The following is a 25,845-nucleotide window of genomic DNA, read 5'->3' on the forward strand; positions in this document are numbered from 1 at the left end:
CCAGGGTGGTACGGATGACTTTCGACACTAGTCGTGTCCGGGGGTCCACGGACAGTGGTTCGGACAGTTCGCCGCAGGTGCGGGGCACAATCGTGGAGTGGACGAGACGCGCAGGGACCGCGACGGCGAGGGCAGGGCGCGCAACGCGCGCCCGCGTGACGGGCTGGGGCGTCCCCTTCCCTACGGGGCTCCGGGAGTCGAGCGGCAGCCGGAGGGGGTGGTGCGCACCCCCGAGGAGACCGTGCGGGAGGCGCAGCGACTGCTGGACGCGGGGATGCCGTTCCACGCGCACGAGGTGTTCGAGGACGCGTGGAAGTCGGGCCCGGCGGCGGAGCGGGAGTTGTGGCGCGGGCTCGCGCAGCTGGCCGTGGGACTGACCCACGCGGCCCGGGGCAATGCGACGGGCGGGGCGCGGCTGTTGCGGCGCGGCGCGGCGGCGCTCGCGGAGTTCACCGGTCTGCGGCCGTACGGGATCGGGGTCGACGACCTGACCGTCTGGGCCCAGGAGCTGGCCGGGCGGGTGACGGCGGGGCAGACCGCGGACGGCGGGACCGTCGACGCGGCCGCCGAGGCGCCGTGCCTGCGGCCCCCGGCCCCGTGACCCGGACCGGGCCCGGGGCGTGCCGGTGCGAGGGGCCGGATGTGGCCGGACACGCGTCGGACGTGCGCCACATTCGCCGCCCGTCACCCGGAGCGGTGAACAGGGCGGCCCGCAGCCATTACGATCGCGCGTCATGAGCACTTCTGACCAGGACCAGGCCGTGGACACCCCCATACCCGTCCCGGAGGCCGATCCCGAAGCCGTCGCGGAGACGGACTCCGAGGCGGCCGACGGCGCCGGGGACCGGAAGCTGACGCCGCGCCAGGCGAGACGGCTGCGCGTGGTCCTCTCGTCGGTCGGCATGGCGGCGATGGCGGTGGTCCTCGCGCTGCGGATCGCCAGCCGGTCCTCCGTCCTGGTGGTCGGGGTGTACGGGCTGGCGCTGATCCTGTGCGGGATCGTGATCGAGCTCAGCCGTAACGGCCGTACCCGGCTCGGCAGTTGGCTGCTGGCCTTCGGTCTGGTCGCGGCGATCGGCTCGGACTGGCTGCTCATTCCCTGACGTATGGTCAGCGCACCGCGATCCGTACGGTCCCGCCGTGCGGATCGACCCGGTCGAGCCACTCGGCGCGCAGATGGAACGCCCGGTCCGGCACGGCGGGCAGCAGCAGACGCTGCCGGTGGAGTTCCCGGCCGTCCTGGCGGACGAGGAGCAGCGGCGAGGAGAGCCTCCGGTCGGTGCGCAGGGTGAAGCGGCCGCCGAGCGGGACGTCGCCGTCGGGGCCGATGAGGTTCGGTGCGATCCACCGCAGTGGGGATTCGACCGCGATGGACGGCCGCCCGGCGGGCCAGGCGCCTGTTGTCAGATGACGCAGTACGGGCGCGGCGACGGCCCGGCCCTCGGCGAGCGCGACGCCCGCGCTCTCCACGCCGTGCAGCAGATTGCCGACGGCGAAGACCCCGGTTCCGGTCGTGCGATGGGCGGCGTCGTACGCGGGGCCGCGGGTGCCGCGGTCGAGGGTGACGCCGCCTCGGCGGGCCAGTTCGTGGTCGGGGATCCAGTCGCCGGTGAAGACGACGGTGTCGCAGCGCAGGGTCGTGGTCCGGCCGTCGTGATGGCGTACGCGGACGCCGGTGAGCCGTTCCCGGCCGGTCAGCGCGGTGACGGTGGTACGGCCGAGGACCGGGGTGCGGTCGCCGGGCCGGGTCAGGGCGGTGAGCCGGGAGGCAGGCCGGTCGGTGACCATGGCGACGACGTCCAGGCCGGCGGCGCGCAGGGTGTCCGCCGCGGCACGGCTGACGGGTTCGTTGCCGATGACGACCGCGCGGCTGCCGACCGGCTGCCGGTAGAGGTGGACGGCCTGCTGGAGTTCCCCGGTGGTGTAGACGCCGGGTGGGCGGCTGCCGGGGACCAGGCGGGCGCTGCGGGGGCGTTCGCGGGCGCCGGTGGCGAGGACGACCGCGCGGGCGGTGATCCGTTCCAGGCCGGTGGGCGCGGTGGTGTCCACGGTCAGCTCTCCGGCCCAGCCGGTGACGGTGACGCCGGTACGCAGGGTGGCCCCGGCGCGCACGGCGGCGGCCACGCAGCCGCGGGCGTACGCGGGTCCGGTCTCCCCTCCCCCGATGGCACGCCCGCCGAATCCGCCGTGGTGGCAGTGGCGGGGGATGCCGCCCGCGGTCTGTTCGCGTTCCAGGATCTCGACCCGGCCCGCCCCGGACGCGGCGAGTTCGGCCCCGGCGCCGAGACCGGCCGGGCCGCCCCCGACGATCAGCACGTCCACGGTGCGCTCGTTGCGGGTCATGGGCGGGCCTCCTCGAACAGTGCGCGGACCGCCGGCCCGCAGTAGAAGCCCTGGCATCTGCCGTTCCCGGCTCTGGTCCTGCGCCGCAGGCCGTCCGGCGAGTGCGGCGGCACCGTGCCGGCGAGGGCGTCCCTGATCTCCCCCGCGGAGACCCGTTCGCAGTGGCAGACCAGCGTGCCGTACGCGGGGTCCGCCGCGATGCGGTCGGCGTCCTGGTACGGGCGCGGGAAGGCCTCGCCGAGGTTGGGCATGGTGACGGGCGGCAGTTCGGACGGTGCGCCGAGAGCGAGGCCCGATTCGCCGAGCAGTTCCGTGACATGGGCGGCGATGGCCATGGAGGCGGTGAGTCCGGTGGAGCGGATGCCGCCGACGGCGATGTACCGCTTCTTCGGCCGGGACCGGATGCGGTAGTCCTCCTGGCCGGTCGCGGCGCGCAGTCCGGCGTAGACGGCGGTGACCTCCTCGTCGAGCAGTTCCGGCAGGATGCGGCGGCCCTTCTCGCGCAGCAGGGTGATCGCGTCGGCGGTCGATCCGGTGGCGGTCTTGTCGTCGAGGTCCTCGGCGGTGGGGCCGAGCAGCACATTGCCGAAGACGGTCGGTGCGACCAGTACGCCCTTGCCCGCGGCGGTGGGCACCGGGAGCAGGATGTGGCCGACGAGGTCGCGGGCGAGCTTGTCGAAGACGATGAGCTGACCGCGGCGCGGGGTGACGGTGAAGTCGTCGTGACCGAGTTCCCGGTCGAGTTCGTCGGCGTGGAGTCCGGCGGCGTTGATCAGATGGCGGGTGCGCAGCGTTCCCCGGGTGGTGGTGAGGGTGTGGCCGTCGTCGCCGCTGTCGATGTGCCGCACCCGGCAGTTGAGGTGCAGGTGGACTCCGGCGCGCACGGCCTGGGTGGCGTAGGCGAGCGGTGTCGTCCAGGGACAGATGATGCTCTCGTCGGGGACTTCCAGTGCACCGAGGGCGCCGGGGCCCAAGTGGGGTTCGCGGGCGCGCAGTTCACCGGCGTCCAGGAGGCGTGCCGCGTGGTATTCGTTGCGTTGCGCCTTGGCCAGCAGGGCGGGAAGTGCGGCCAGTTGTTCTTCGTCCCAGGCGACGAGCAGGGCTCCGACGCGTTCGACGGGGATGCCGGTCTCGGCCGCGTAGGCGCGGAGTCTGTGCTGCCCTTCGCGTACCAGCCGGGCTTCCAGGGAGCCGGGTACGGCGTCGAAGCCGGTGTGCAGGATGGCGGTGTTGGCCTTCGACGTGCCGTTGCCGATGTCGTCGGAGGCGTCGAGGAGCGCGGTGCGCAGCCGGTAGCGGGCCAGTTCGCGGGCGATGGCTGCGCCGACGACGCCCGCGCCGACGACGGTCACGTCGTAGACCGGGGCGTCGGGTCCGTCGCCCGGCCGGGTCCCGGGTGTGCCGGTGTCCGTCAGTGGGCCGGCTGTGGTGATCGTGGGGTGCATCGTATGGCTCTCGTACGTCTCAGGCCTGGTCCAGCAGGGTCTGCACGGCGGTCCGGAACCGGGCGCGCCGTTCGGCGGCCTCGTCGGCGCCGATCCGGGGTTCGTACACGGCGGCGGGTCTCCAGTCGGGTACCGCCTGACGGAGCGGGAGCCGCGGGTCGAGGCCGAGCCGGGCGACCGCTCCGACGCCGAGCGCGGTCACGTCGGGCAGGGCGGACACCTCGACGGGCCGTTGCAGCAGGTCGGCCTGGGTCTGCATGAGCAGCGCGGAGCGGGTCAGGCCGCCGTCGACGCGGAGCGAGGTCAGCGGTGAGCCGAGGTCGGTCGCGGCGGCCTCGGTGAGCTCGACGACCTGGGCGGCGATGCCTTCGCACAGCGCGCGCACCAGATGGCCCGGGGTGGTGGAGAGGCCGAGGCCGGTGACCGATCCGCGCAGATCCCCGCGCCACCAGGGGGCGGCGAGTCCGGCGAGTGCCGGTACGAAGGTGACGCCGCCGGAGTCGGGGACGGTGGCGCCGACGGGGTCGAGGTCGGCCGCGCCGGAGATCACCCCCAGGCCGGCGAGCCAGTCGACGGCGGACGCGGCGGTGTAGACCTGCCCGTCGAGGCAGTAGCTGGTACGGCCGCCGAGCCGCCAGGCGACGCAGCTGACCAGTCCGGTGGAACCGCGGCGCGGGGCGGGCCCGGTCTGGGCGAGCAGGAAGGCGCCCGTTCCGTAGGTGCATTTGGCGTTGCCGGGGTCCAGGGCGTTCTGGGCCAGCAGTGCGGCCTGCTGGTCCACGAGCAGTCCGGTCAGCGGGAGTTCGCCGCCGAAGGCGGCCGTCGTGCCGACCGTGCCGTCGCAGTCGACGACGTCCGGCAGCCGTTCGTCGCCGAGACCGAAGACCTCCAGGGCCCTGGGTGACCAGCCGGCCCGGTCGAGGTCGAGCAGCTGGGTGCGTCCGGCAGTCGCCGCGTCCGTGACGAAGGCGCCGGTCAGCTGGTGGACGAGCCAGGAGTCGGTGGTGGTGACGACGCCTTCACGGGTCAGCTCCCGGCGGATCCAGGCCATCTTCGGCGCGGCGAAGTACGGGTCGAGGGGCAGCCCGGTGAGATGCATCAACTCCTCGTCGTACGAGGAGAGTTCATCGCAGATCGAGGCGGAGCGCCGGTCCTGCCAGACGATCGCCTCGGTGAGCGGCCGCCCGGTGTCCGGGTCCCAGGCGAGCACGGTCTCGCCCTGGTTGGCGAGGCCGACCGCCGAAACCGGTTCACCGGCTTCCGTCAGGGCCCGGCGGCCCGCTTCGACGACCGAGCCGAGCAGTTCGGCGGGGTCCGCCTCGACCGCCCCGCCCAAGCCGTGCCGGACTCTCACCGGAACGGAAGCGGATCCGATCACACCGCGCTCGGGGCAGATCACCAGAGCCTTCGTGCCCGACGTGCCCTGGTCCACGGCGAGTACCGGGCCTGTCATCGACTCTCCAGCGGTGCGGAAGCTCTGCGGCTTGAACGGAATCGTGATCACTGAACTCGCCGCCCAGAGTGGTGCAGACCACCGCGTACGTCAAGCGCCGCCGGGGACACGGCCGGAGCAACCGGTACATCTTTCAACATCCAAGTGGATCAGCCGACTTGAGTAAGATCCGCGAATCGGTCCGGAGTTCGGAGTGACTGGCCTTACACTCACCGCCGAGCAACAACCGGACGCTTTCGAGCAGTTCGTTCTTCAACAACTGCTTCACCCCCCACGTCCTTGAGGATTGATGAGACCGACACACTGCCCCGAGCCCCGATCCACCGGTTCCCCGGCCTTCCGCATCTGCATGGGTTCCATGCCACCACCGGGTTGCGTGACGTGCTGAGAAGAACTTCCGAACGTCGCGTGCCGGCCTGTCGTACGGGGGCAGGACGAGTCGATGGCCAACAGTGATTTTCGGCCGGTCTACCACCCGGCCGGCCATGACAACGATCTGCGGGTCGCGTTACAGGACCTGCGCACCGGACGCTGGATGTCCATGCGGACGCTGCTGGAGAGCACGCCGGACTGGACGCTGTGGACCCAGCGCACCCAGGTGCTCGGGGCGGTTGCCGCCGGTTCGGACGCCGTGCAGGCCTGGCTGGCCGAGGACCCCCGGAGCGTCGCCGCCACGGTGATGCAGGCGCGGGTCGTCGTCGAGCGGGCGGTACGTGCCCACCGCGAGGGCCATCACCGGGCACAGGAGCTGTGGCAGGAGGCCTGGCAGGCCTGCCGCACGGCCGCGAACGCCTCGCCCGCGGACCCGGTGCCCTGGGTGTGCCTGCTGGCCCTGTCCCAGCTGGACGAGCGGCAGCAGCTGGAGGAGCACCGGCTGCACCCGCCGGGGCCGATGCTCTTCCCCGGCCCGTGGGGACTGCTCGCGGAGGCCGACAAGCGCGATCCGTGCAACCGCGAGGCCTATCACCGGATGCTCCAGTTCGTGTACGCCCGAAAGGCCGGCGGCTCCCTCTCGGAGGCGGTCAACTTCGTCCAGTGGGCTGCCTCTTCGGCGCCGGACGGCTCCGCTCTGCACGTGCTGCCCCTGTATGTGCGGGTCGAGCGCTACCGCCGCGAGCAGGGCCACGAGAAGGCGCTCGACCTGCACTGGGTCACCGAGGACGCGGAACGGGACGCGGCCCGTGCGCTGGAGCTCTGGTTCCGTCGTACGCCACCGATCTCGCACTCCCTGCTCGACCTGAACCACCTGGCCCACGCCCTGTGGGGGGCGCTCCAATTCGCCGAGGCGGCAACGGTGTTCGAGGAGCTCGGCCCGTATTTCACTTCGGTTCCATGGGTGTACCGCACACGCGGCCGCAAGGGCCCGGGAGACGCCGAGGACGTCTTCCTGCGCGCCCGCAGTCGCTGCCTCGCGGCGCCCCGCACCCCCGGACGGGGGCCGCACCGCTGAGCGAGGGCGCCTCGCCGCCGCGCCTCCTCCCGTCCCGAACCGATCCCCGACCGTCCCTTTCCCATCCCGCTCACGGAGGTTTTCCCGATGTCCATATCCACCCCGACCCAGTCGGGTGCGGAGGCAACCCCGCCGAAGGACGAGGAGGAGCGACTGCGCGAACTCGGCTACCAGCCGGTGCTCGCCCGCCGCATGGGAGGCTTCGGCAACTTCGCCATCAGCTTCTCCGTCATCTCGATCCTGTCTGGCTGCATGACCCTGTACGGCTTCGGCATGTCGACCGGTGGTCCGGCCGTGATGCTCTGGGGCTGGGCCGGTGTCGGGCTCTTCGTCCTCTGCGTCGGCATGGCGCTCGCCGAGGTGACCAGCGCCTACCCGACCTCGGGCGCGCTGTACTACATGGCCGACCGGCTCGGTGGCCGCAAGTGGGGCTGGTACACCGGCTGGCTGAATCTGCTGGGTCTGCTGGGCGCGATCGCGGGCATCGACTACGGTGCGGCGCTGTTCACCGGTGCGCTGATGAATCTGCAGTGGGGATTCACTCCCACACCGGGCAAGACAATGATCATCTTTGTCTGCATCCTGCTGCTGCACGCCGTGCTGAACCTCTTCGGCGTCCGTCTGGTCAGTGTGCTCAACTCGATCAGTGTGTGGTGGCACCTCGCCGGTGTCGCGGTGATCGTCTCCGTGCTCGCGATCGTGCCCTCGCACCACCAGTCGCCGTCGTTCGTCTTCACCGAGTTCGTCAATGACACGGGCTGGCACAACCCGTTGTACGTGGCGGCGATCGGCCTGCTCCTCGCGCAGTACACCTTCTGCGGCTACGACGCCTCGGCCCATCTGTCGGAGGAGACGTCGAACGCCTCGGTGACGGCGGCCAAGGGCATCGTCCGCGCGATCTGGGTCTCCTGGATCGCCGGTTTCGTGCTGCTCGCCGGGCTGACCTTCGCCATCCAGGACTACGCGGGTACCCAGAAAAGTGCCACCGGTGTGCCGCCGGCGCAGATCCTGATCGACTCGCTGGGCACCTCCGGGGCCACCGCCCTGCTGCTGATCGTGATCGCGGCCCAGCTGTTCTGCGGCAACGCCGAGGTCGCCGCCGCGAGCCGGATGGTGTTCGCGTTCAGCCGTGACAACGCACTGCCGGGCTCGGCGCTGTGGCACAAGGTGAGCGCGCGCACCCAGACACCCGTCAACGCGGTGTGGCTGTCGGTCGTCGTCGCCGGGGTGCTCGCACTGCCGTCGCTGTACTCCGCCACCGCGTACGGTGCGGTGACCGCGATCAACGTCATCGGCATCACGCCCGCCTACGCGATCCCGATCTTCCTGAAGCTGCGCTCCGGCAACCGGTTCGAGCGCGGGCCCTGGCACCTGGGCCGCTGGAGCAAGCCGATCGGCTGGATCGCCGTCGTGTGGGTCGCCATCGTGACCGTGCTGTTCCTGCTCCCGCAGTCCTCCCCGGTGACGGTCGACTCGATGAACTACGCGTCGATCGCGCTGATCGCGGTGCTGGTCCTGGCCACCGTGTGGTGGTTCGTCGCCCGGCGTTCGTACAGCACGCCCTCGGCGTACGGCAACGCCCGCGAGCAGGCCGAGATCGAGGAAGGCATCGTCTGAGCCCGCTCGTCCCGCCGGCCCTCCCGGAACGGCCCCGACCGCAGGGGCGCTCCGGGAGGGCCGCGCGCATGCGGCCCCGGCCGGGAGGCCCTACGGCCACCAGAGGCAGGCGGCGGCCATGAGTGCCACCGTCGCGCCGCCGGTGAGCACCGGGACGTTGCCCAGCCAGGCGGCGAGCGCACCGCCCCCGAGCGCACCGACCGGCACCGTGCCGATGAGTGCGGCCTGCAGGACCCCCGCGACCCGGCCCTGGAGCTCGGGCGGTGTGATCAGCTGCTGGGTGGTGGTCATGGAGATGGCCCAGACCGTGGCCGCGAGGCCGAAGAGGAACTGGTAGGCGAGCAGCGCCGGGAAGCCGGGCCCCAGGGAGGCGCCCGGGATCAGAAAGATCGCGAGGGCGGCCACCACGGCGCAGATCCGGGTGGCGCTGGCCAGCCCGATGGTGGCGGCGAACCGGCCCGCCAGCAGCACTCCGAGGACGGTGGCGACGCTGAACGCGGCGTAGACGGTCCCCAACTGCCATGCGGGAAGCCCCAGATCGCGGGTGGCGTAGAGCACGAAGAGCGCGTCTGCGGCCCCGCTGCCGAGGTTGAACCCGGCCCCCGCGAGCACCTGCCGGCGCAGCACCCTTTCACCGCGCACCACTTCGAGTCCCGCTCGTAGGGCCGCTGTTCGGGATTCCGTGTCGCTTCTCCCCTGCTGGGCCGGGGTGTTGAGCGTGGCGGGGAGCGCGAGCAGCAGCAGCGACTCGATTCCGTACGCCACGCAGGCGGCCAGCAGTGCCGTCGAGGCACCGGTCAGGCCCACCAGCACGCCGCCGAGCGCGGGGCCGCCGATCTGTCCGGTTGTACGGGCTCCGGTCAGCACGGAGTTGGCGGACAGCAGCTGTCCGGGGTGCACGACCCGGGGCAGGGCCGCCTGGAGGGCGACGGCGAGCATGGAGGTCAGCGCGCCGGACGCGGTGGCCACCACGTACAGCTGGGGCAGCCCCAGCCGGCCCACGGCGGCCGCCAGTGGTACGGAGCCGACGACGAGCACCTGCAGAACGGTGAGGACCACGGTCAGGGTGCGCAGCCGCGCCCGGTCGGCCAGCACACCGGCGAACGGGCTGAGCAGCGCGCCGGGGAGGTAGCTCAGCGCCATCAGCGCGGAGGCGCCGAACGGTCCCGCGTCCAGCCGGGTCACGGCGAGCAGTGCGAGGGCCAGGGTGGTGACCTGGCGCCCGACGGAGCTGGCGATCTGTTCCCCGCACAGCAGTGCGAACGGCCGGTGGCGCAGCAGGGGGCGGCCGGGAGGGCCGGTCCCGGCGGTGCGTGTGCGGGCGGAAGGGCGAGGCGGGTCGGGCAGCTGCTCCATCCGGCTCAGATGTCGGTGCAGGGGACCGGCCACCGGCGGATGCGGGGTGGCAGGGCCACCGCCCAGCCGTCGGTCACCCATGCGAGGCGTTCCGAGGCCAGCAGCTCCACCGCTTCCCGTCCGACGGGGCTCAGTGTGGCCGTGGCGGTGGGGTCCTGGACGGTACGGAAGGCGGCGAGCAGGTCCGGGTCGTCGATCGTGAAGCGGGCGGCGGCCGAGGGCTCCCTGCGGTCCATGACGGTGACGAAGCCGGGGCCGCGCCGGTGGTAGAGCTGTCCGTAGGCGTGGCGGTCCCGCCACACGGTGAGTTCGGCTGGTTCGCCGGGCAGCGGGCCGGGGGCGGGCAGGTGGCGCAGGAGTCCGGCCGTGGCGGCGACCTCGTGCGCGGGCCCGGTGAACAGGGGGTCGTCGGTCGCCGGGGTCCACCGCACGACGAGATCGTGGCTCTGGCACTCGCGCAGGAACCGGACCGCTGCCGCCGCCGGCCGGCCACCCGCGCCCAGCCGCAGGGGTTCGTCCACCGTCACCAGCCGTCCTCGGATCCGGTGCGGCACCGGCCCGGTCGGCAGGGCGGGGGCGGGACGGGCAGGGGGTGCGGGCAGGGGACTCATCCGGCGACCTTCTCTCCGCTGCTGTCGGGCGCGTCCGGCGTCCTGTCCGGTTCCTGGATGCGCTCGACCGAACGGACCGGTACGCGCCAGGTGGGCAGGGACACGCAGGAACGCCCGTCGTCGAAGAGGAGGCCCAGCGCGACCGCTTCGTCGAGCCAGGCGTCCAGTTCCTCGGCGGAGGGCGGTGCCCCGTCGGCCGTGAGCAGCCGGTGCAGTGCCGGCCGGGTGCGGCCCGCTTCCAGGTGGCGGAGGGCGGCGGCCCGCCAGCCGGTCAGCCGGTGGGTGCGGCGCGGCCAGCCGTGCCGTCGGTCGTGGACGAGGAGCACGTCCTCGCCGTCCGTGCCCCCGGGCTGTTCCAGGACCAGGGTCGAGGAGGGGTGGCCGGTGTACCAGTCGCGGGCCGCGGCCTTGAGCCGCGCCTCGGTCCCGCCGCCGATCCCGGCGGGCGGGGTGTCGAAGAGGTAGACCAGATCGGCCAGTTGTTCCTCGGGCAGGTCGTAGACGTGGCGGTACATCTCGGCGGGCCTGCGCTCGTGGAAGCCCAGCGCGGGGTCGGCGAAGTTGGGGCTGAACCGCTCCAGTTGGATGCGGTGGGCGCCGCCGGGCGGCTGGAGGTGGACGAGCGCGGGCATCTGGTCGATGACGGAGTCGTAGTCCGCGGCGCTCTCCCCCGGGAAGCCGTACAGATAGTTCCAGGAGCAGGTGAGCGAGTGGTTCTCGCACTCGCGGAGCGTACGGATGTTGCGTGCCGCACCGACCCCCTTGTCCATCAGCTCCAGGGCCTTGTTGTTGAGGCTCTCGATGCCGGGCTGGATATGGACCGAACCCGCGCGGGCGAGCAGTTCCAGCTGGTCCGGGGTGAGGTTGGACTTGACCTCGTAGTGCATGCGCAGGTCCCAGTCGCTGTCGGCGGCGAGCGGGAGGAAATCCTTGAAGTACGCCATGTCGATGATGTTGTCGACGGTGACGACGTCCAGGATGCGGTGGCGCCGGACCAGGTGGTCGACCTCGTCCCACAGCCGGGTTCCGGTCTTGGCGCGGAAGGTCATCGCCGATCCGTTGAGCCCGCAGAAGGTGCAGTGGTGCTTCTCGCCCCACCAGCAGCCCCGGGCCCCCTCCACCACCAGTTTCGGATGGACGTACTCCGCGAGCGGGGAGGCGTCGATGGCCGCCTGCCAGAGGTCGTAGTCGGGCGAGGGGATGTCGGCGGGCGCCACGGTGCGCCGGGACTCCTCGTTGGCGCGCGACTCCGCCCCGTCCCACCAGCAGAGTCCGGGCACATCGGCCGGAGCGGTGCCCGCCTCGACATGGGCGAGCAGGGCGGGCAGGGCGTACTCCCCCTCCCCGCGCACCACATGGTCGACGAAGTGGTGATTGCGGTGCAGGGCGTGGCCCATCGGGCCGTCGCAGTTGCTGCCGCCGAACACGACGGTCAGTCCGGGGCGGCGTCGTTTCAGCTCCGCGGCGAGCGCCAGTGAGGAGACGTTCTGCATGAACGTGGAGGTGAATCCCACGACATCCGGCTCCTCGCCGAGGATCGCGCTCGCGCTCCCGTCGATGAACTCCGCCGCGTGGGCCCTCATCGCGGTCGCGGTGGAGATGTCGGTCCCGCGCCGGGTGGCGTACTCCTTGAGCTGCGCCACGCCCCATTCGGGGTCCTTGTACAGGACACCGGAGAAGACCCAGTCGCCGAGGCCGTCGAAGATCGATTCGCTTCCGACCGCGACGTGGTCGCCGGGCCGCAGCGCTCCCCGCGAGCGTTCCAGCAGGAATTCCGCCCAGCGCAGGGAGCCGTGGAACTCGCGGACCTCGTCGTGCGGCCGCGTACGGTCCAGCAGCGAGTGCAGCAGCCCCACCTGGAGCGAGGGAAGTTCGATCGGCTGCCAGGGCATGGTCACCAGATGTATGCGCACTGTGTCTCCCACGGCACGGGGCGGGCGCCGGGCCGCACCCGGCGTCCGCCCTTTTCGTCACTGTCCGGCCGCGGCGCGCCGGGCCCGGTGGGCCGGTCGCGTCATCTTCCGGCCGGAACGCTCCGGCTCAGCGCGTCGGGCGTTTCTCGATCGTCTGCCGTTCGCGGTTCTTCGCCTCTTCCTCGCGGACCACTACCTTCTTGATCTCCATGTGCCCCTCCCCTCGGCGTTCGGTCCCAAGTCCGCTGACGTTAGGTGCCGTTGTGCGGGAGTCGCAAGAGTGCCTGCTGGGGCTGGTGGGGTCGACGGGACGGTCGGCAGCCGTGGACGAGTGGAGCCCGATCGCTATGCTGCGACCCGAACGCTCACCGGAAGCGTTCAAACGAACAACACGCGGCGGTACGGCGAGGGGGCCACAGCAGCATGCGGGAGCCGGTTGAACTCAGGCGTCAGCGAATCCTGTCGGTGGTGGAGTCGCGCGGCGCCGTCAAGGTGAGCGCGCTCGCGGCCGAGCTGGACGTCTCGGTGGTCACGGTCCGGCGGGACGTCGAGGAGCTGGCCCGGGCCGGCCGGCTGCGCCGCGGGCACGGGGTGGCCCGGCCGGTGCGGGAGCCGGTGCCGCCCGCCGCGGTCCCGGCGGCCCGGGGCGAGGAACAGGCCGGGGAGGCGGGGGCGGTCGCCCTGGTCGTCCCGGAGCGGCATTCGTACCTGTACGAGACGCTGCACGGTGCCCGGTCCGTCCTGGAGGAGTCCGGGATCCGGATCGCCCTGCACATCGCTCCCCCGTCGCCCGGTGCCGAACGTCCGCTGGTGGAGCGGGCGCTGGCGGACGGGGCGCGGGGGCTGCTGATCGCGCCGCGCTGGCCCAGCGCCCGTTCGGAGGAGCTGGACTACGGCTGGCTGGCCGACGTGGGGGTGCCGACCGTGCTGATGGAGCGGCGGCCCCGGCCGGGCAGTGCGCTGCACGCCCTGGACTCCGTCTGCTCCGATCACTGGTACGGAACGCATCTCGCCGTGGACCACCTGGTGTCGCTGGGGCATCGCCGTATCGTGCTGGCCGCCCGTGACGACAGCCCGACGGCGCGCAGCATCCGTGCGGCGTTCGCCGAGATCGCGGCCGCCCGTCCGGAGGTGGAGGACTGGTCGGTGGTGCTGAGCTCGCCGGAGGCCGCCGCGGAGCCCCGCGGGTCCGCTCCGGCGGCCGGCGGCCGGGCCGCTCTCGATCTCGCCGCGCTGCTGCGGGAGCGGGGTGCCACGGGGGCCGTGCTGCACGGCGACGTGGATGCGCTGATGCTGGTGCAGCGGCTGGCCGAGAGCGGTGTCGAGGTTCCCCGGGACTGTTCGGTGGTGGCGTACGACGATGTGGTCGCGGCCCTCGGCAGCACTCCGCTGACGGCGGTGGCACCGCCGAAGGCGGAGATCGGCCGGGCCGCCGCCGAGCTGCTGCTCCACCGGCTCTCCGGAGGCGTGGGAGCGAACGGTCCGGTGCGCCGGACTGAGCTGCTCCCCACTCTTGAGGTGCGCGGATCGGCGCAGGGGCCGCCACCCCCCGGAGAGTGATCGTTTGACCGCTTTGATTTTCTTCTGAGCGATCACTTGACCAGTACCGATCAGCCGATCAGGATTCCCCGTGAGCCGATTGAGAAGCCGCGGGAGGCGCAGATGCCCGGTCGACAGAGCCGTCGAACCGTGCTGTCCACGATCGCCGCCCTGCCGCTGGCGGGTGCGCTCGGCGCCTGCGGCGGTGGCGACGGCGACGCGGCGTCCGGCCCGTGCGGCAGAAGCGGGAAGCGCACCACCCGCATCACCTTCTGGTCCGCCCTGCGCGGCAGCCAGCAGGTGGTGGACGCCTTCAACCGCGCCCATGGCACCGTCCAGGTCGACTTCCAGCAGGTCCCCGCGGGCGCCATGGGCGGTTACGCCGAGCTCAGCAACGCCGCCCGGGCCGGCAACGCCCCGGACGTCGCCACGATCGAGTACCCCCAGCTCCCCGGCTTCGCCATCGACGGGGTCGCCCGTGACATCACCGGCCTGGTCGGCGACGGCCTGCGTGCCCGGCTGCTGCCGCAGGCCCTCGGCCTGACCATCTTCGACGGCCGCGTCTTCGGCGTGCCGCTGGAACAGCGCCGCCACCGTCTCACCCGAGTACTACCCCGTCGTGATCACGGGTTCGCTGCTCGCGGTCCTGCCGTTGATCCTCGCCTTCGCCCTGCTCCAGCGTTTCTGGAAGTCGGGGCTCACCGCAGGTGCCGTGAAGTGACCGGGCCACCGCCCCCGTCCCCCGCCAGGAGAGAGATGCCCAGCACAGACCGCTCCGCCCCCGCCACCCCGAACCGGCCGCGCGCCGCCGTCGCCATGAAACCGGCCGCCGCGGACGCGCTCCTGGACGCCCGGTCCCTGGCCGCGCTCGACGCGGTGTGCGATCTCGCGCCGCTGCCTGCGATCGACGACTTCTCCACCGGCCGGGCCCGCGCCGTGCTGGCCGACGTCGAAATCCTGGTCACCGGCTGGGGCTGCCCGCCGCTCGACGAGGTCGCCCTCGACGCGGCGCCGCGCCTGCGTGCCGTCGTCCACACCGCGGGCAGCGTCCGCGGACACATCACCGAGGCCTGCTGGGAACGCGGCATCGAGGTGTCCTCGGCGGCCGCCGCCAACGCGCTGCCGGTGGCCGAGTACACCGTCGCGATGATCCTGCTCTCCGGCAAGCGGGTCCTGGAGCGGGCCCATGACTACCGGGCACGGCGCCGCCGCGACAACTGGCTCGCCACCCCCGACCGGGTCGGGAACTACGGCCGCACCGTGGGCATCCTGTCCGCCTCCATGATCGGCCGGCGCGTCGTCGAGCTGCTGCGCCCCTACGACCTGCCCGTCCTGCTGCACGATCCGTACGTCGGTGCCGAGGAGGCCGCCGCGCTCGGCGTCCGGCCCGTCGGCCTCGGCGAACTGTTCGCGCAGAGCGACGTGGTGAGCGTCCACGCCCCGCTGCTGCCGGCCACCCGCGGGCTCGTCAGCCGTGAACTGCTCACCTCGATGCGCCCGGACGGCGTCCTCATCAACACCGCGCGGGGCGCCGTCGTCGACCAGGACGCGCTCACCGACGTACTCCGGCAGAAGCGGATCCGGGCGATCCTCGACGTCACCGATCCCGACGAACTGCCCGCCGCACACCCCCTCTGGGAGTGCGAGAACGCCCTGATCACCCCGCACCTCGCCGGATCGCAGGGCAACGAGCTGCGCCGACTGGTCGATCTGGCGGCGGACGAGGCAGGCCGCTGGGCCGCGGGCGACGGTTTCGCCCATCCCGTACGACGCGAAAGGCTGGCATTTCTCGCATGACCGCTCCCCATCCGATCTCTCCGATCGAACTCCCCGCCGAGGACCGGGTGTCGAGCCCGCACACCGGCTACACCCGCGCGCACTGGGAGGCCGCCGCCGACGGGCTGCTCCGGGCCGCGTGGAAGTGGGCCACCCCAGGCGGCGCGCTGCTGGACCTGCCGGGCAGGCCGTCCGCGTCCGGAGTGCGCTCCGACGGTCTGGAGGGTTACGCGCGCACCTTCCTCGCCGCCGCCTTCCGGGTCGCGGGCGCGGACGGCAAGGACCCGCACGGCTGGCTCGACCGGTACGCGGACGGGCTCGCGGCCGGCACCCGTACCCCCGGCCGTGACGATGCCGAGTCCTGGCCGCTGATCCGCGACCACTCCGTCTTCGGGCAGCCCATGGTCGAGTCCGCTTCGGTCGCCATCGGCCTGCGGCTGACCCGGCCGTGGCTCTGGGACCGGCTGGACGACGGGGTGCGGGACCGGACCGAGGAGTGGCTGCGCGACGCGCTGCTGCACGTCCCCTCCCCCAACAACTGGTATCTCTTCCCCTACTCCGTGGCCGGGTTCCTGGAGTCCGTGGGCCGTGGCGACGCCCGGACGGCCCGGGCCAAGCAGCGAGCCCTCGAACTGCTGGAGGGCTGGTACCGGGGCGACGGCTGGTACGCGGACGGCGACGGCCGCGCCTTCGACCACTACAACGGCTGGGCGCTGCACCTCTACCCGATGCTGGACGCGCATCTGTCGGGCGACGCGGAGCTGTCCGCGCACTACGGCGCCCGGCTGCGCGAACACCTGGAGGGCTTCTCGCTGCTGTTCGGCGGCGACGGTGCGCCGATCCACTTCGGCCGCTCGCTGACCTACCGCTTCGCAGCCGCCTCCTCGGTCGCGCTGGGCGCCGTCAGCGGGCACACCCCGCTCACGCCCGGCGCCTCGCGGCGGGTGATCAGCGGGTCGTTGCGCTACTTCCTGGACCGGGGCGCGACCGGTACGGACGGGCTGCTGAACCTCGGCTGGCACGGCCCGCACGAGGCGTCGCTGCAGAACTACTCGGCGCCCGCGTCGCCGTACTGGGCGTCCAAGGCCTTCGTCTCGCTGCTCGCCCCAGAGGGCCATCCGCTGTGGGCCGCGACCGAGGAGCCCGCGCCGAGCGAGGGCCCCGACCGGGTGCTCGCGCTGCCCGCGCCGGGGCTGCTCGTCCAGTCCACCCGCGCGGACGGGATCGTACGGCTGCACAACCACGGCAGCGACCATGTGCGCCCGCACGAGGGCGAGTCGGGTGTGCAGGACGATCCGCTGTACAGCCGCCACTCGTACTCCACGGTGACCGGACCCACGGCCGGGGGGAACGCGGCGGACAACCACCTGGCCGTGGTGGTCGCCGGGGTGCGCAGTGGTCGCCGGGTCATCCGTGCGCTGGGCGCCGGCGGGGGCGACGGCTGGGGCTGGGCCGCCTCCTGGCACCGCCCCGTGTTCACGTCGGGCTCCCCGATGGTGCCGGGGATGCGGGTGGAGAGCGTCACCGTGGCGCTCGGCCGGTACGACCTGCGGGTGCACCGGGTGGTCGGCGCGCCGGACGGGGCCCGGGTAGAGCAGACGGGCTGGGCGACCGGCCGTGACGACGCCCTGACCTCCGCCCTGCACGGCCTGTACGGCTGGGAGTCCCGCGACGAGGTACGGGCCCCGCAGGGCACCGCGTACACCCCCTGGGCGGTGGTGCCCCGGCTGGCCGCGCCCGCCGAGGGCACGGTGGTCCTGGTCTCGCTCGCCTCGCTGACCGCGGAGCCCGGCGCGGCGCCGCTCGACACGGTGGTGAGCGGGGTGGCCGTGGACGGGGAAACGGTGGAGGTCCGCTGGGCAAGGGACGCGGCGACGACCCGCATCCGCTTCGAGCCGATGACGGTCACGCACGGCTGAGCGCCGGGGTGCGCGGCCCTCGCGCCGCGCACCCCGCCCGCCGGCCGGGCCCTACCGGTCCGTCCTGATCACCACGGCCAGGGTGCGCGGACCGTGCACGCCCTCCACCCGCTCCAGCTCGATGTCGGACGTGGCCGAGGGTCCGCTGATCAGCGTCGTCGGCCGCTGCGGCTCCAGCCGGGCCACCGCCTCCGGCACCCCCGCCTCGACGGTCGACAGATCGACGACGCACACATGCAGATCGGGGACCAGGGACAGCGCCCGCCGTCCCTGGCCGGGCGAGCCGTCCAGGAAGATCGTGCCCGTCTCTGCGCAGCCGACGGCGGAGGCGGTGAGGACCCCGTCCAGGGCGTCGAGCCGGGGCGCCGGGATGTCGCCGGAGTCCTGCTGGACCTCGCCGTCGTACGCGTCGAGCCACCGCGGATCGAGTCCGGCCGGCACGCCGATCCGCCGTGCCCCGTGTTCCCCCAGCACCTCGGCGACGACCTGGGCCGTGCGGTCCGCGGTGCAGGTGCGCACCGTGGCCCTGTAGTCGACGAGCCGGTCGGTGAAGAGAGCCAGGCGTTCGTCGTCGGGCAGGGTACGGCCGGTGCGGTAGGCGCGCGGGACGGTGATGTCCGGGGTGGGGGCGAGGGCGAGGGCGTCCTTGATCCTGCCCAGCACCGTTTCACGAGCGGTCGTCACTTGCCCTCCTCCTCCTTCTGCTTGCGGTTCTTCTCGTACTCGCCCGCGGCGGCCCGCATCGTCGCGGCGCCCTCCGCCGATGCCAGCCAGGAGCGGAAGGTCTGCTTCGGCGGCACCGCGGTGTCCCGGCTCTCGCTCCAGCCGCTGAACGGCGGCGGCAGATGCGAGATCCTGCCGTCCCGCCCGCCGACGACACGGCCGATCCCCGCCCCCTTCTGCGCGGCGGTGAAGAGCTTCGGGTGCTTCATGACGGTGGCCGCGGCCTTCATGGCCAGCTTCTCCGCCGTCGTGGCGGACTGTTCGGTGTTCTGATGGCGCAGTTCGACCAGGAGCGACGGGATGTCGATCTTGACCGGGCAGGCGTCGAAACAGGCGCCGCAGAGGCTGGAGGCGTACGGCAGCGAGCTGTTGGGGTCGCCCTTGGCCGCGTGCATCCCGGCGAGCTGCGGGGTGAGGACCGCTCCGATCGGTCCGGGGTACGTCGATCCGTACGCGTGGCCGCCGGCCCGTTCGTACACCGGGCAGACGTTGAGGCAGGCCGAGCAGCGGATGCAGTTGAGGGCCTCGCGTCCGATCCGGTCGGCGAGCGCCGCGGTGCGTCCGTTGTCGAGCAGGACCAGGTGGAATTCCTGCGGCCCGTCGCCCGGCGTCACCCCGGTCCACATCGAGGTGTACGGGTTCATCCGCTCGCCGGTGGAGGAGCGCGGCAGCAGCTGGAGGAAGACCTCGAGGTCCTGGAAGCGCGGCAGCACCTTCTCGATGCCCATGACGGTGATCAGGGTGTCGGGCATCGTCAGGCACATGCGGCCGTTGCCCTCGGACTCCACTACGGCCAGGGTCCCGGTCTCGGCGATGCCGAAGTTCGCGCCGGAGACCGCCACCTTGGTCGTCATGAACTTCTCGCGCAGATAGGCGCGGGCGGTGGCGGCCAGATGCGCGGGTACGTTGTCCAGTCCCGGGTCGACGCCCGGGATCTCCTTGAGGAAGATCTGCCGGATCTCGTCACGGTTGCGGTGGATCGCGGGGACCAGGATGTGCGACGGCTTGTCGTGCGCGAGCTGGACGATCAGTTCGGCGAGGTCGGTCTCGTACGGGGTGATGCCGACCGATTCGAGGTGCTCGTTGAGGCCGATCTCCTGGGTGGCCATCGACTTGACCTTGATGACGTCGCTGCTGCCCGTCGCCCTGACCAGCCGGGTGACGATCTCGTTGGCCTCGACGCCGTCGCGCGCCCAGTGGACGGTGCCGCCGCGCTCGGTGACGTTACGTTCCAGCTGCTCCAGGAGTTCGGGAAGCCGGTTCATGGTGTCGGTCTTGATGGCCGAGCCCGCCTCGCGCAGTGCTTCCCAGTCGGGGAGCTCACCGGTGACGTCGAGGCGTTTGGCGCGGATGGTGCGGGTGGCCCGGCCGAGGTTGCGGCGCAGCTGTTCGTTGCGCAGTTCGTCGTGGGCGGCCTCGGGGAACTTCCGGTCGCCGCGCAGATTGCCGGTCCCGTACGGGGAGCGGGGCGGGGTCGCGGGCATGCCGAGGAAGGTGCTGCTCATCGGACGGCCTCCGTGGGGACGTACGGCGAGGTGCGGGTGGCGGAGAGGATCTGGGCGAGGTGCAGGGTGCGGGTGCCCGACCTGATCCGGGAGAGTCCGCCGCCGATGTGCATCAGGCAGGACGAGTCGCCCGCGGTGCAGACCTCGGCGTCGGTGGTGGCGATGTTGCGCATCTTGTCCTGGAGCATCGCGGTCGACGTCTCGGCGTTCTTCACGGCGAAGGTGCCGCCGAATCCGCAGCAGGAGTCGGCTTCGGGGAGCTCGACGAGGTCGATGGAGTCGACGGCCCGGAGCAGCTTCAGGGGCTTGTCCCCGACGCGGAGCATGCGCAGGGAGTGACAGGTGGGGTGGTACGTCACCCGGTGCGGGAAGTACGCGCCGACGTCCTCGGCGTCCAGGACGTCCACGAGGAACTCCGACAGCTCGTACGTCTTGGCCTTGACCGTGGCGACGCCGGCGCGCAGCGCCGCGTCCCCGTACCGTTCGGCGATGATCTCGTGCTGGTGACGGACCGAGCCCGCGCACGATCCGGACGGCATGACGACTGCGTCGATCGAGGCGTCGCCGAACTGCTCGGCGAAGTTCCGCACCAGGGGCACGGGTTCACGCTGATAGCCGGTGTTGACATGCATCTGACCGCAGCAGGTCTGCTCCGGCGGGAACACCACGTCGTGGCCCAGGCGGGCGAGCAGGACCGCGGTCGATTTCACCGCCTCGGGGAAGAGCGTGTCTCCCAGACAGGTGGCGAAGAGTCCGATGCGCATGGGGTCTCCCCGATCGTTCGCTTCTGCATTTATATGGTCCGACCATACTAGCCTCGGTCCGGAACACGAAGGCCGCGGCGCCGCGTTGAATTACATGCACCTGACAATCCCTGGACACGCGGAGGGCTCCGGCCGACCCGGCCGGAACCTTCCGGGTCAGGAGTCCTCGCGCGCCCGGCCGGAGTTCTCGTCGACCAGCGTGCCGTGGAGACTGCGGATGTGCCGCTCGACGAGATCGGCGGCCTTCGCGCCCCTGCCGGCGCGTACCAGCCCCAGCAGCTCGGCGTGCTCCGCGTTGAGCGCGGCTGCCGTGGCCGCCCAGTCCTCGGCCTCCTCCAGCGCCCGCAGGATCAGCGGGCGCACCGACTCACGGACGGCGGAGGTGAGCGTGGAGGTCAGCTCGTTGCCGGAGCTGCGGGCGATGTGCACATGGAACCGGGTGTCCAGGTCGTTGAACTCCGGCACCCCGACATCCGGCTCCCCCATGCGCACGACCAGCGCCTCCGCCTCGCCGAGGTCCTCGGGGGAGGCATGCCGCGCGGCCGCCTCGAAACTGGACCTCTCCAGCACTACGCGCGCCTCCAGGACGTCCTCCAGGCTGTAGCTGCCCAGCGCGAAGTGGAGCCGCAGCAGCCGCCCGAGCGCGTCGTCGGGGTTGCGTACGATCCGCGCCCCGGCATCCGGCCCCCGGCCCGGCTGCGCGACCAGCACACCGATGGTCTCCAGCACCCTCAGCGCCTCGCGCAGCGCGGAGCGGCTGACCCCGAGCACCGGCGCGAGCTCACGCTCGGGCGGCAGCCGGTCGCCCGCCCGGAGCTCACCGGCGAACACCCGTTCCTCGATGCTCTGGAGCACGAGCTCATGCGTACGGGACTGCCGTACGGGTTGCCATTCGACGGGCATCCGTCACCCCCTGCCTCGGCCGGAATCGTCCGGTTGCCGTCGCTTCTGCTGCCCGATCTTCAACTATGTCACACACCGCATATGGTCGGACCAAAGATTGGGCGCCACCCACGCTCCGGCTGCCGCTCCGGCTCCGGCTCAGTAGGTGACGACGATGCGGCGCCCCACTCCGTCCACCTCGATCTGCCCGCCGAACGGAATGACCAGCTGCGGGTCGGTGTGACCGAGGTCCACGTCGAGGACGGCCATGGCCTGGGGGGCGTACTCGCTCAACGCCCGCAGAACCGCCTGCCGTTGATCTTCACGGAACCGCTCCCCGGCCTCGGCGTCGAGCGGCTGCTCGAACGACCAGTTCTTGGCCCGGCCCATGAGGAGGGCGGGGAACTGCGCGAGCAGACCGCGCTCCCCCATGTTCCGCAGAATCCGGTAGACCTCGTCAGCAGAGGGCATCTCCTCGCACGTTTCGAGGAACAGCACCCGCCCCGCATAACTGTCCACCGGCCGGATCTCGCGATCGGCCATCAGCATCCAGGACAGGATCTCCAGACTTCCGCCCCAGCTCGCACCCTTCACGGTCCGGCCGTCGGCGTTGTGCCATATCCAGCCGTCGCAGGGCCGCATCTCGGGTTCGGAGTCGAAGGTACGGGGCTCCTCCCACCGGCCGTTCACTCCGCCGGTCTCCTCGGCCGGGGTGAGTTCGAAGGCACCACGGGTGAAGAGCGCGGCCCGCAGGGATTCGGCGGTCAGCGGGTGCATCGCGCCGGGACGCCCCATCTCGACCATCACCGTGCCGCCGTGATAGCCGACGAGGCCCAGGTTTTCGAGGAACACCAGCAGGTTGGTGTTGTCGCTGTACCCGAAGAAGGGCTTGGGGTTGGCACGCAGCAGGTCGCGGTCCAGGTACGGCAGCACGGTGATCTGGTCGTCGCCGCCGATGCTGGAGATCACGGCCTTGATGTCCGGGTCGGCGAACGCCGCGTGGATGTCGGCGGCCCGTTCCTGTGGAGTGGAGCCCATCTTCCGCGTGGCCGGGTACTCCACGGGTTCGAGCCCGAATTCTTCGCGGAGCCTGCGCAGTCCCAGTTCATGGGGCAGGGGCAGGATGCCGGGGAGACCGGAGGAAGGGGACAGCACGGCGACCCGGTCACCGGGCCGGGGCTTGGCGGGGTACTCATGGGTGGTCGACATCCGATGAGCGTAGGGCGGCCACCGAGACGGCGTCGTCGGGTTTTCGGTCCGGTGGACCGGCGGCGGGACAGGGCCCCGCCACCGGTCCACCGGTCACTCGTCGAAGGATCCGTGGCGGCCCGCACCGCCCCCGAACCGTTCGGCCCCGGCCTGCGTCTCCCCCGAGGTCAGCGGCACCAGACCGTGCCGGTACTCCGCGGCCAGCGCTTCCGGCTCGCTCAGACCGTGCTGCTCGCGCACCGACAGCCGGTCGTGGCGCAGACACAGTTGCGGGAAAGCGGCGATCTCCCGGGCCAGCCGCTCCGCCGCTCCGCGTGCCTCGCCGGTCGGCACGATCCGGTTGACGAGCCCCATGGCGTACGCCTCGGCAGCCGGGACGGGCCGCCCGGTGAGGATCATGTCCATGGCCCGGCTCTCACCGATCAGACGCGGCAGCCGCACCGTTCCGCCGTCCACCAGCGGCACACCCCAGCGGCGGCAGAACACCCCGAACACCGCGTCCTCCTCCGCCACCCGGAGGTCGCACCAGACGGCCAGCTCCAGGCCCCCGGCCACCGCATGACCGGAGACCGCCGCGATGACGGGTTTGCTCAGCCGCATACGGGTCGGCCCCATCGGCCCGTCGCCGTCGGCCAGTACCTTGTTGCCCCGCTCCGTACCGATGCCCTTCAGGTCCGCGCCCGCGCAGAACGACCCGCCCTCACCCCACAGCACGGCGACGGACGCGTCCGGATCCTCGTCGAACTCCCGGAAGGCGTCGGCCAGTCGGCTCGCGGTCGGCCCGTCCACGGCGTTGCGGACCCCGGGCCGGCTCAGGATCACCGTGAACACAGCGCCGTCGCGCTCGATCCGCACGGCTGGCTGTTCACTCATCGTTCGGCCTCCCACAGTGGCTGACACGGAGACGGCGGAGAACCCCGCCGGCACAGCTGATTCATGCGATTCTCACGCAATCGTTCTACGGTGGGGCCCGTGACCCAGATGACCCCGCCCGGCTGGCACCCAGACCCCGGGTATACAGGAATCGGTCCCGTCCACGAGCGCTGGTGGGACGGCACCCGCTGGACCGACCAGCTCCGCGTGCCACCCGCCGTGGTCCGGCGTCGCCGGATGCGTGTCGGACTGGGCATCACCGCCGGTGTGGTGGCCCTCGCCGCCATCGGGGGCGGCCTCTTCCTGCTGTCGGACAACTCCGGCGGCACCGACGGACGTGCGGCGCCGAATCCGTCCACCGCGCCCTCCGAGGCCCCCGGCCGGGGGCCTGGTGCGCCGGGCGGAGGCGGCGACGGTGAGAGCGGGAGCCCCGAGCGGCAGATGCCGCAGACCGAGGACGGCTACGCCACGGATCTCACCAGCGGGATCAGCCTGCCGGTGCCCGACGGCTGGAAGGGCAGCTCCGGGATCGCCGGTGCGGGGGTGACCACGGGCGAGTACCCCTGCCCCGGTGACACCTCCGAGCAGTGCGTGCGCGGCGGAGTGTTCTCGATGCCCGCGAAGGGCCTGAAGCTCGACACCACGACCGCGAAGGCCACGGCGGTCAAGGACATCTCCGCCAATGCCACCGAGTCGTACGGCGAGAAGATCTACGGCGGCATCACCTCGCATCAGGAGCTGAAGTCCGAGCCGGTCACCGTGGCCGGCCGGCAGGGCTACGTGGTGCGCTGGAAGGTGGTGACGAAGGACGGTGACGACGGGTACGTCCAGTCGCTGGCCTTCCCGTCCCCCCGCTCCAAGGACATGCTGATCGTGGTCCGGTCCGGCTTCGACATCAACTCCAAGGCGCCCGCGCTCTCGGTCATGGACGACATCACCAAGGGCATCAAGGCCGCCTCCGGAACGGGTTCCGGCCCCGGCACCAACGCGTAGGTCCCGTCAGGGGACGGGCACGGTGGCCCGCCCTCGTGCATCCCGGTGTGAGTACGAGGGCGGGTCGAGCTGAGTACGTGCTCCGATCCGGCGGCGGACGGCCGCTGGTCGAATGACAGTCATGCTTCCTGACGCACCGCTCCGCCCCCGCATCCAGCAGGTCACCACGGCCGGCACGACCCTGGCGCTGTCCCTGGCCCCGCTGGTGATCGGCGTGCTGCTCGCCAAGACCCTGGCGACGGATCCGCTGACTCCGGTGAACGCGCTGGTCACGCGGGGCGGGCCGGCCGTACCCGTCTCGCCCGCGCAGTGGCGTGGGTGCGGCAGGCAGGCGCTGCGCAACTGGAAGCGCCCGCTGCGTGCGGGCGGGCGCCGCGGCTCCCTGGTCCGGCGGTGTCCCGGGGTCCGGGGCTCGCGTCGCCCGGAGCGGCTGCCGGCCGAGCGCTGAAAGAGCGCCGGCCCCGGTGTCAGGCCCGCCGGCAGTGCAGGAACAGCTGGGGCTCGGCCACCGCCGCTTCGTACTCCGGGGTGAAGAGGGCGCTCTGCTCCCACACCACCGAGAAGCCGGCCTCGGTGACCAGTTCGGTGAACTCCTCCGGTCCGAAGCTCGTCGCCCGCACCTCGTGCCCCATGAAGACGACACCGAAGTCCTCGACGTCCAGCGGCACGGTGGCCACGACCAGATGGCCGCCGGGAACCAGCAGCCGCGCAAGCTTCCGCAGAACCCGGGCCTGGTCCTCGCGGGACATCTGAAGCAGTGAGAAGTACGCACAGGCCGCGTCGAACGCACCCTCGGACAAGGGGAGTTCGCGGATGTCGGCGCATTCGAAGGCCGCGCCGGGCACCTGCCGGGCCGCCAGCTCGGCCATGACGGGCGAGACGTCGACCCCCAGCACATCGTGCCCGGCCTCGGTCAGGGTCAGCGCGGTCGGCCGCCCCGTTCCACTGCCGACGTCCAGGACCCGGCTGCGCGGTGCGAGATCGCCCAGCAGCCGTTGCAACGAGACGCGATGGGCGGCGGATCCGCCGAAGGCCCGCTCGTAGTCGGCGCCCAGCGCGTCGAACACCGTGGCGGCGGCGAGGCCGTGGTCCTCGTCCATCGATGCTGTTCCTTCCCTAGCCCCCTGTGGTCCCGGGAATCGTTTCATCATTCGCCACCACCTTCAACGCCCCTCCCTGGCAAGCCACATGGGCACCAGGGGCCCCTTGGGCAAATGAGAGAACGGGGGCGCGGCACGCCCCGAGCCCCCGTCGACGGCGGCCCCGAAAACCGGTTCCCCGCCCGCACCCGGGTTCACTACACTCGCCACGCATCGCACGCCGCGACAGCTCCGCGGCGCGCACCGTGACGAGTGAGGGGAGACCGGCCGTGCGCTACCGCACCACCGCCGTCGTTCCCCCGTCGCGGTACGAGGTGATCCTGGTGTCCACGTGCGCCCGGTGCAGGCTGCGCGGCCCGTACCGGTCCCCCGCG

22 protein-coding genes and 2 pseudogenes are annotated in these 25,845 nt (G+C 72.1%); 11 read left to right on the forward strand and 13 right to left on the reverse strand.

Annotated elements, in window-relative coordinates:
• Positions 1 to 97: 97 nt before the first annotated feature.
• Together ACWCPY_RS28135 and ACWCPY_RS28140 are read left to right on the forward strand one after the other, a co-directional pair.
• Positions 98 to 601, forward strand: a complete 504-nt coding sequence (locus tag ACWCPY_RS28135; RefSeq protein WP_451269546.1) for a DUF309 domain-containing protein — start codon at positions 98 to 100, stop codon at positions 599 to 601.
• A gap of 133 nt (positions 602 to 734) precedes the next feature.
• On the forward strand, positions 735 to 1,103 hold the full coding sequence (locus tag ACWCPY_RS28140; protein WP_362446091.1) for a hypothetical protein: 369 nt from the start codon (positions 735 to 737) through the stop codon (positions 1,101 to 1,103).
• A 7-nt stretch (positions 1,104 to 1,110) separates the two neighbouring features.
• Here the strand turns inward: ACWCPY_RS28140 and ACWCPY_RS28145 are convergent, their stop codons facing one another.
• Genes ACWCPY_RS28145 through ACWCPY_RS28155 form a run of 3 tightly spaced genes read right to left on the reverse strand, consistent with a single transcriptional unit; the run spans position 1,111 to position 5,241 of the window.
• Positions 1,111 to 2,343 carry an FAD-dependent oxidoreductase gene (locus tag ACWCPY_RS28145; RefSeq protein ID WP_451269548.1) on the reverse strand — a complete coding sequence of 411 codons (1,233 nt, stop codon included), beginning with the start codon at positions 2,341 to 2,343 and terminating at the stop codon, positions 1,111 to 1,113.
• Positions 2,340 to 3,788: an FAD-dependent oxidoreductase gene (locus tag ACWCPY_RS28150; RefSeq protein ID WP_451269550.1), complete on the reverse strand. Its 1,449-nt coding sequence runs from the start codon at positions 3,786 to 3,788 to the stop codon at positions 2,340 to 2,342. Before ACWCPY_RS28150 ends, ACWCPY_RS28145 begins: the two co-directional genes overlap by 4 nt.
• A gap of 19 nt (positions 3,789 to 3,807) precedes the next feature.
• Complete coding sequence (locus ACWCPY_RS28155; protein WP_451269552.1) at positions 3,808 to 5,241, reverse strand: FGGY family carbohydrate kinase; 1,434 nt, start codon at positions 5,239 to 5,241, stop codon at positions 3,808 to 3,810.
• Between the two features lie 442 nt (positions 5,242 to 5,683).
• Between ACWCPY_RS28155 and ACWCPY_RS28160 the strand changes: the two genes are divergently transcribed.
• Positions 5,684 to 6,691 (forward strand): hypothetical protein, encoded by a 1,008-nt coding sequence (locus ACWCPY_RS28160; protein ID WP_451269554.1) that lies wholly within the window; start codon positions 5,684 to 5,686, stop codon positions 6,689 to 6,691.
• A gap of 87 nt (positions 6,692 to 6,778) precedes the next feature.
• Entirely contained in the window at positions 6,779 to 8,308 is a 1,530-nt protein-coding gene (locus tag ACWCPY_RS28165) for an amino acid permease (protein ID WP_451269556.1), read from the forward strand.
• Between the two features lie 90 nt (positions 8,309 to 8,398).
• Here ACWCPY_RS28165 and ACWCPY_RS28170 read toward each other — a convergent pair whose 3' ends face one another.
• Genes ACWCPY_RS28170 through ACWCPY_RS28180 form a run of 3 tightly spaced genes read right to left on the reverse strand, consistent with a single transcriptional unit; the run spans position 8,399 to position 12,188 of the window.
• The gene (locus ACWCPY_RS28170) at positions 8,399 to 9,664 is read right to left on the reverse strand and encodes an MFS transporter (protein WP_451269652.1); all 1,266 of its coding nucleotides are present in this window, start codon (positions 9,662 to 9,664) and stop codon (positions 8,399 to 8,401) included.
• 5 nt (positions 9,665 to 9,669) lie between these two features.
• Positions 9,670 to 10,275, reverse strand: coding sequence for a DUF5825 family protein (locus tag ACWCPY_RS28175; protein WP_451269558.1), 606 nt, complete (start codon positions 10,273 to 10,275; stop codon positions 9,670 to 9,672).
• Positions 10,272 to 12,188, reverse strand: a complete 1,917-nt coding sequence (locus tag ACWCPY_RS28180; protein WP_451269560.1) for a RiPP maturation radical SAM C-methyltransferase — start codon at positions 12,186 to 12,188, stop codon at positions 10,272 to 10,274. Before ACWCPY_RS28180 ends, ACWCPY_RS28175 begins: the two co-directional genes overlap by 4 nt.
• 423 nt (positions 12,189 to 12,611) lie before the next feature.
• On the opposite strand from ACWCPY_RS28180, the gene ACWCPY_RS28185 reads away from it, so the two are divergent.
• The 5 genes and pseudogenes from ACWCPY_RS28185 (at position 12,612) to ACWCPY_RS28205 (ending at position 17,422) form a co-directional block, all read left to right on the forward strand.
• A complete protein-coding gene (locus ACWCPY_RS28185) occupies positions 12,612 to 13,748 on the forward strand; it encodes a substrate-binding domain-containing protein (RefSeq protein WP_451269562.1) in 1,137 nt (378 codons plus the stop codon).
• A 102-nt stretch (positions 13,749 to 13,850) separates the two neighbouring features.
• Positions 13,851 to 14,258: pseudogene (locus ACWCPY_RS28190) on the forward strand (extracellular solute-binding protein); the annotation flags it as partial.
• A 43-nt stretch (positions 14,259 to 14,301) separates the two neighbouring features.
• Positions 14,302 to 14,448 (forward strand): annotated as a pseudogene (locus tag ACWCPY_RS28195) (carbohydrate ABC transporter permease); the annotation flags it as partial.
• 35 nt (positions 14,449 to 14,483) lie between these two features.
• Complete coding sequence (locus tag ACWCPY_RS28200) at positions 14,484 to 15,524, forward strand: hydroxyacid dehydrogenase (RefSeq protein WP_451269654.1); 1,041 nt, start codon at positions 14,484 to 14,486, stop codon at positions 15,522 to 15,524.
• Positions 15,521 to 17,422 (forward strand): DUF2264 domain-containing protein, encoded by a 1,902-nt coding sequence (locus ACWCPY_RS28205; protein WP_451269564.1) that lies wholly within the window; start codon positions 15,521 to 15,523, stop codon positions 17,420 to 17,422. The genes ACWCPY_RS28200 and ACWCPY_RS28205 overlap by 4 nt, the downstream gene beginning before the upstream one ends.
• 51 nt (positions 17,423 to 17,473) lie before the next feature.
• Here ACWCPY_RS28205 and ACWCPY_RS28210 read toward each other — a convergent pair whose 3' ends face one another.
• The 6 genes from ACWCPY_RS28210 to ACWCPY_RS28235 form a co-directional block, all read right to left on the reverse strand.
• Positions 17,474 to 18,106 carry a LutC/YkgG family protein gene (locus ACWCPY_RS28210; RefSeq protein ID WP_451269566.1) on the reverse strand — a complete coding sequence of 211 codons (633 nt, stop codon included), beginning with the start codon at positions 18,104 to 18,106 and terminating at the stop codon, positions 17,474 to 17,476.
• Positions 18,103 to 19,650 carry a lactate utilization protein B gene (locus ACWCPY_RS28215; protein WP_451269568.1) on the reverse strand — a complete coding sequence of 516 codons (1,548 nt, stop codon included), beginning with the start codon at positions 19,648 to 19,650 and terminating at the stop codon, positions 18,103 to 18,105. The genes ACWCPY_RS28210 and ACWCPY_RS28215 overlap by 4 nt, the downstream gene beginning before the upstream one ends.
• Positions 19,647 to 20,414 carry a (Fe-S)-binding protein gene (locus ACWCPY_RS28220; RefSeq protein WP_451269570.1) on the reverse strand — a complete coding sequence of 256 codons (768 nt, stop codon included), beginning with the start codon at positions 20,412 to 20,414 and terminating at the stop codon, positions 19,647 to 19,649. Before ACWCPY_RS28220 ends, ACWCPY_RS28215 begins: the two co-directional genes overlap by 4 nt.
• Positions 20,415 to 20,570: 156 nt before the next feature.
• Positions 20,571 to 21,317, reverse strand: coding sequence for a FadR/GntR family transcriptional regulator (locus tag ACWCPY_RS28225; RefSeq protein WP_451269572.1), 747 nt, complete (start codon positions 21,315 to 21,317; stop codon positions 20,571 to 20,573).
• Between the two features lie 138 nt (positions 21,318 to 21,455).
• The gene (locus ACWCPY_RS28230) at positions 21,456 to 22,505 is read right to left on the reverse strand and encodes a S66 family peptidase (RefSeq protein ID WP_451269574.1); all 1,050 of its coding nucleotides are present in this window, start codon (positions 22,503 to 22,505) and stop codon (positions 21,456 to 21,458) included.
• Between the two features lie 93 nt (positions 22,506 to 22,598).
• Positions 22,599 to 23,378 (reverse strand): crotonase/enoyl-CoA hydratase family protein, encoded by a 780-nt coding sequence (locus ACWCPY_RS28235; RefSeq protein ID WP_451269576.1) that lies wholly within the window; start codon positions 23,376 to 23,378, stop codon positions 22,599 to 22,601.
• 108 nt (positions 23,379 to 23,486) lie between these two features.
• Between ACWCPY_RS28235 and ACWCPY_RS28240 the strand changes: the two genes are divergently transcribed.
• Positions 23,487 to 24,371 (forward strand): DUF2510 domain-containing protein, encoded by an 885-nt coding sequence (locus ACWCPY_RS28240; protein ID WP_451269655.1) that lies wholly within the window; start codon positions 23,487 to 23,489, stop codon positions 24,369 to 24,371.
• 121 nt (positions 24,372 to 24,492) lie between these two features.
• A complete protein-coding gene (locus ACWCPY_RS28245; protein WP_451269578.1) occupies positions 24,493 to 24,819 on the forward strand; it encodes a hypothetical protein in 327 nt (108 codons plus the stop codon).
• A gap of 19 nt (positions 24,820 to 24,838) precedes the next feature.
• Here the strand turns inward: ACWCPY_RS28245 and ACWCPY_RS28250 are convergent, their stop codons facing one another.
• Positions 24,839 to 25,471 carry a class I SAM-dependent methyltransferase gene (locus tag ACWCPY_RS28250; protein ID WP_451269580.1) on the reverse strand — a complete coding sequence of 211 codons (633 nt, stop codon included), beginning with the start codon at positions 25,469 to 25,471 and terminating at the stop codon, positions 24,839 to 24,841.
• Positions 25,472 to 25,845 lie beyond the last annotated feature (374 nt).

It is taken from the genome of Streptomyces sp. NPDC002403, assembly GCF_053593015.1.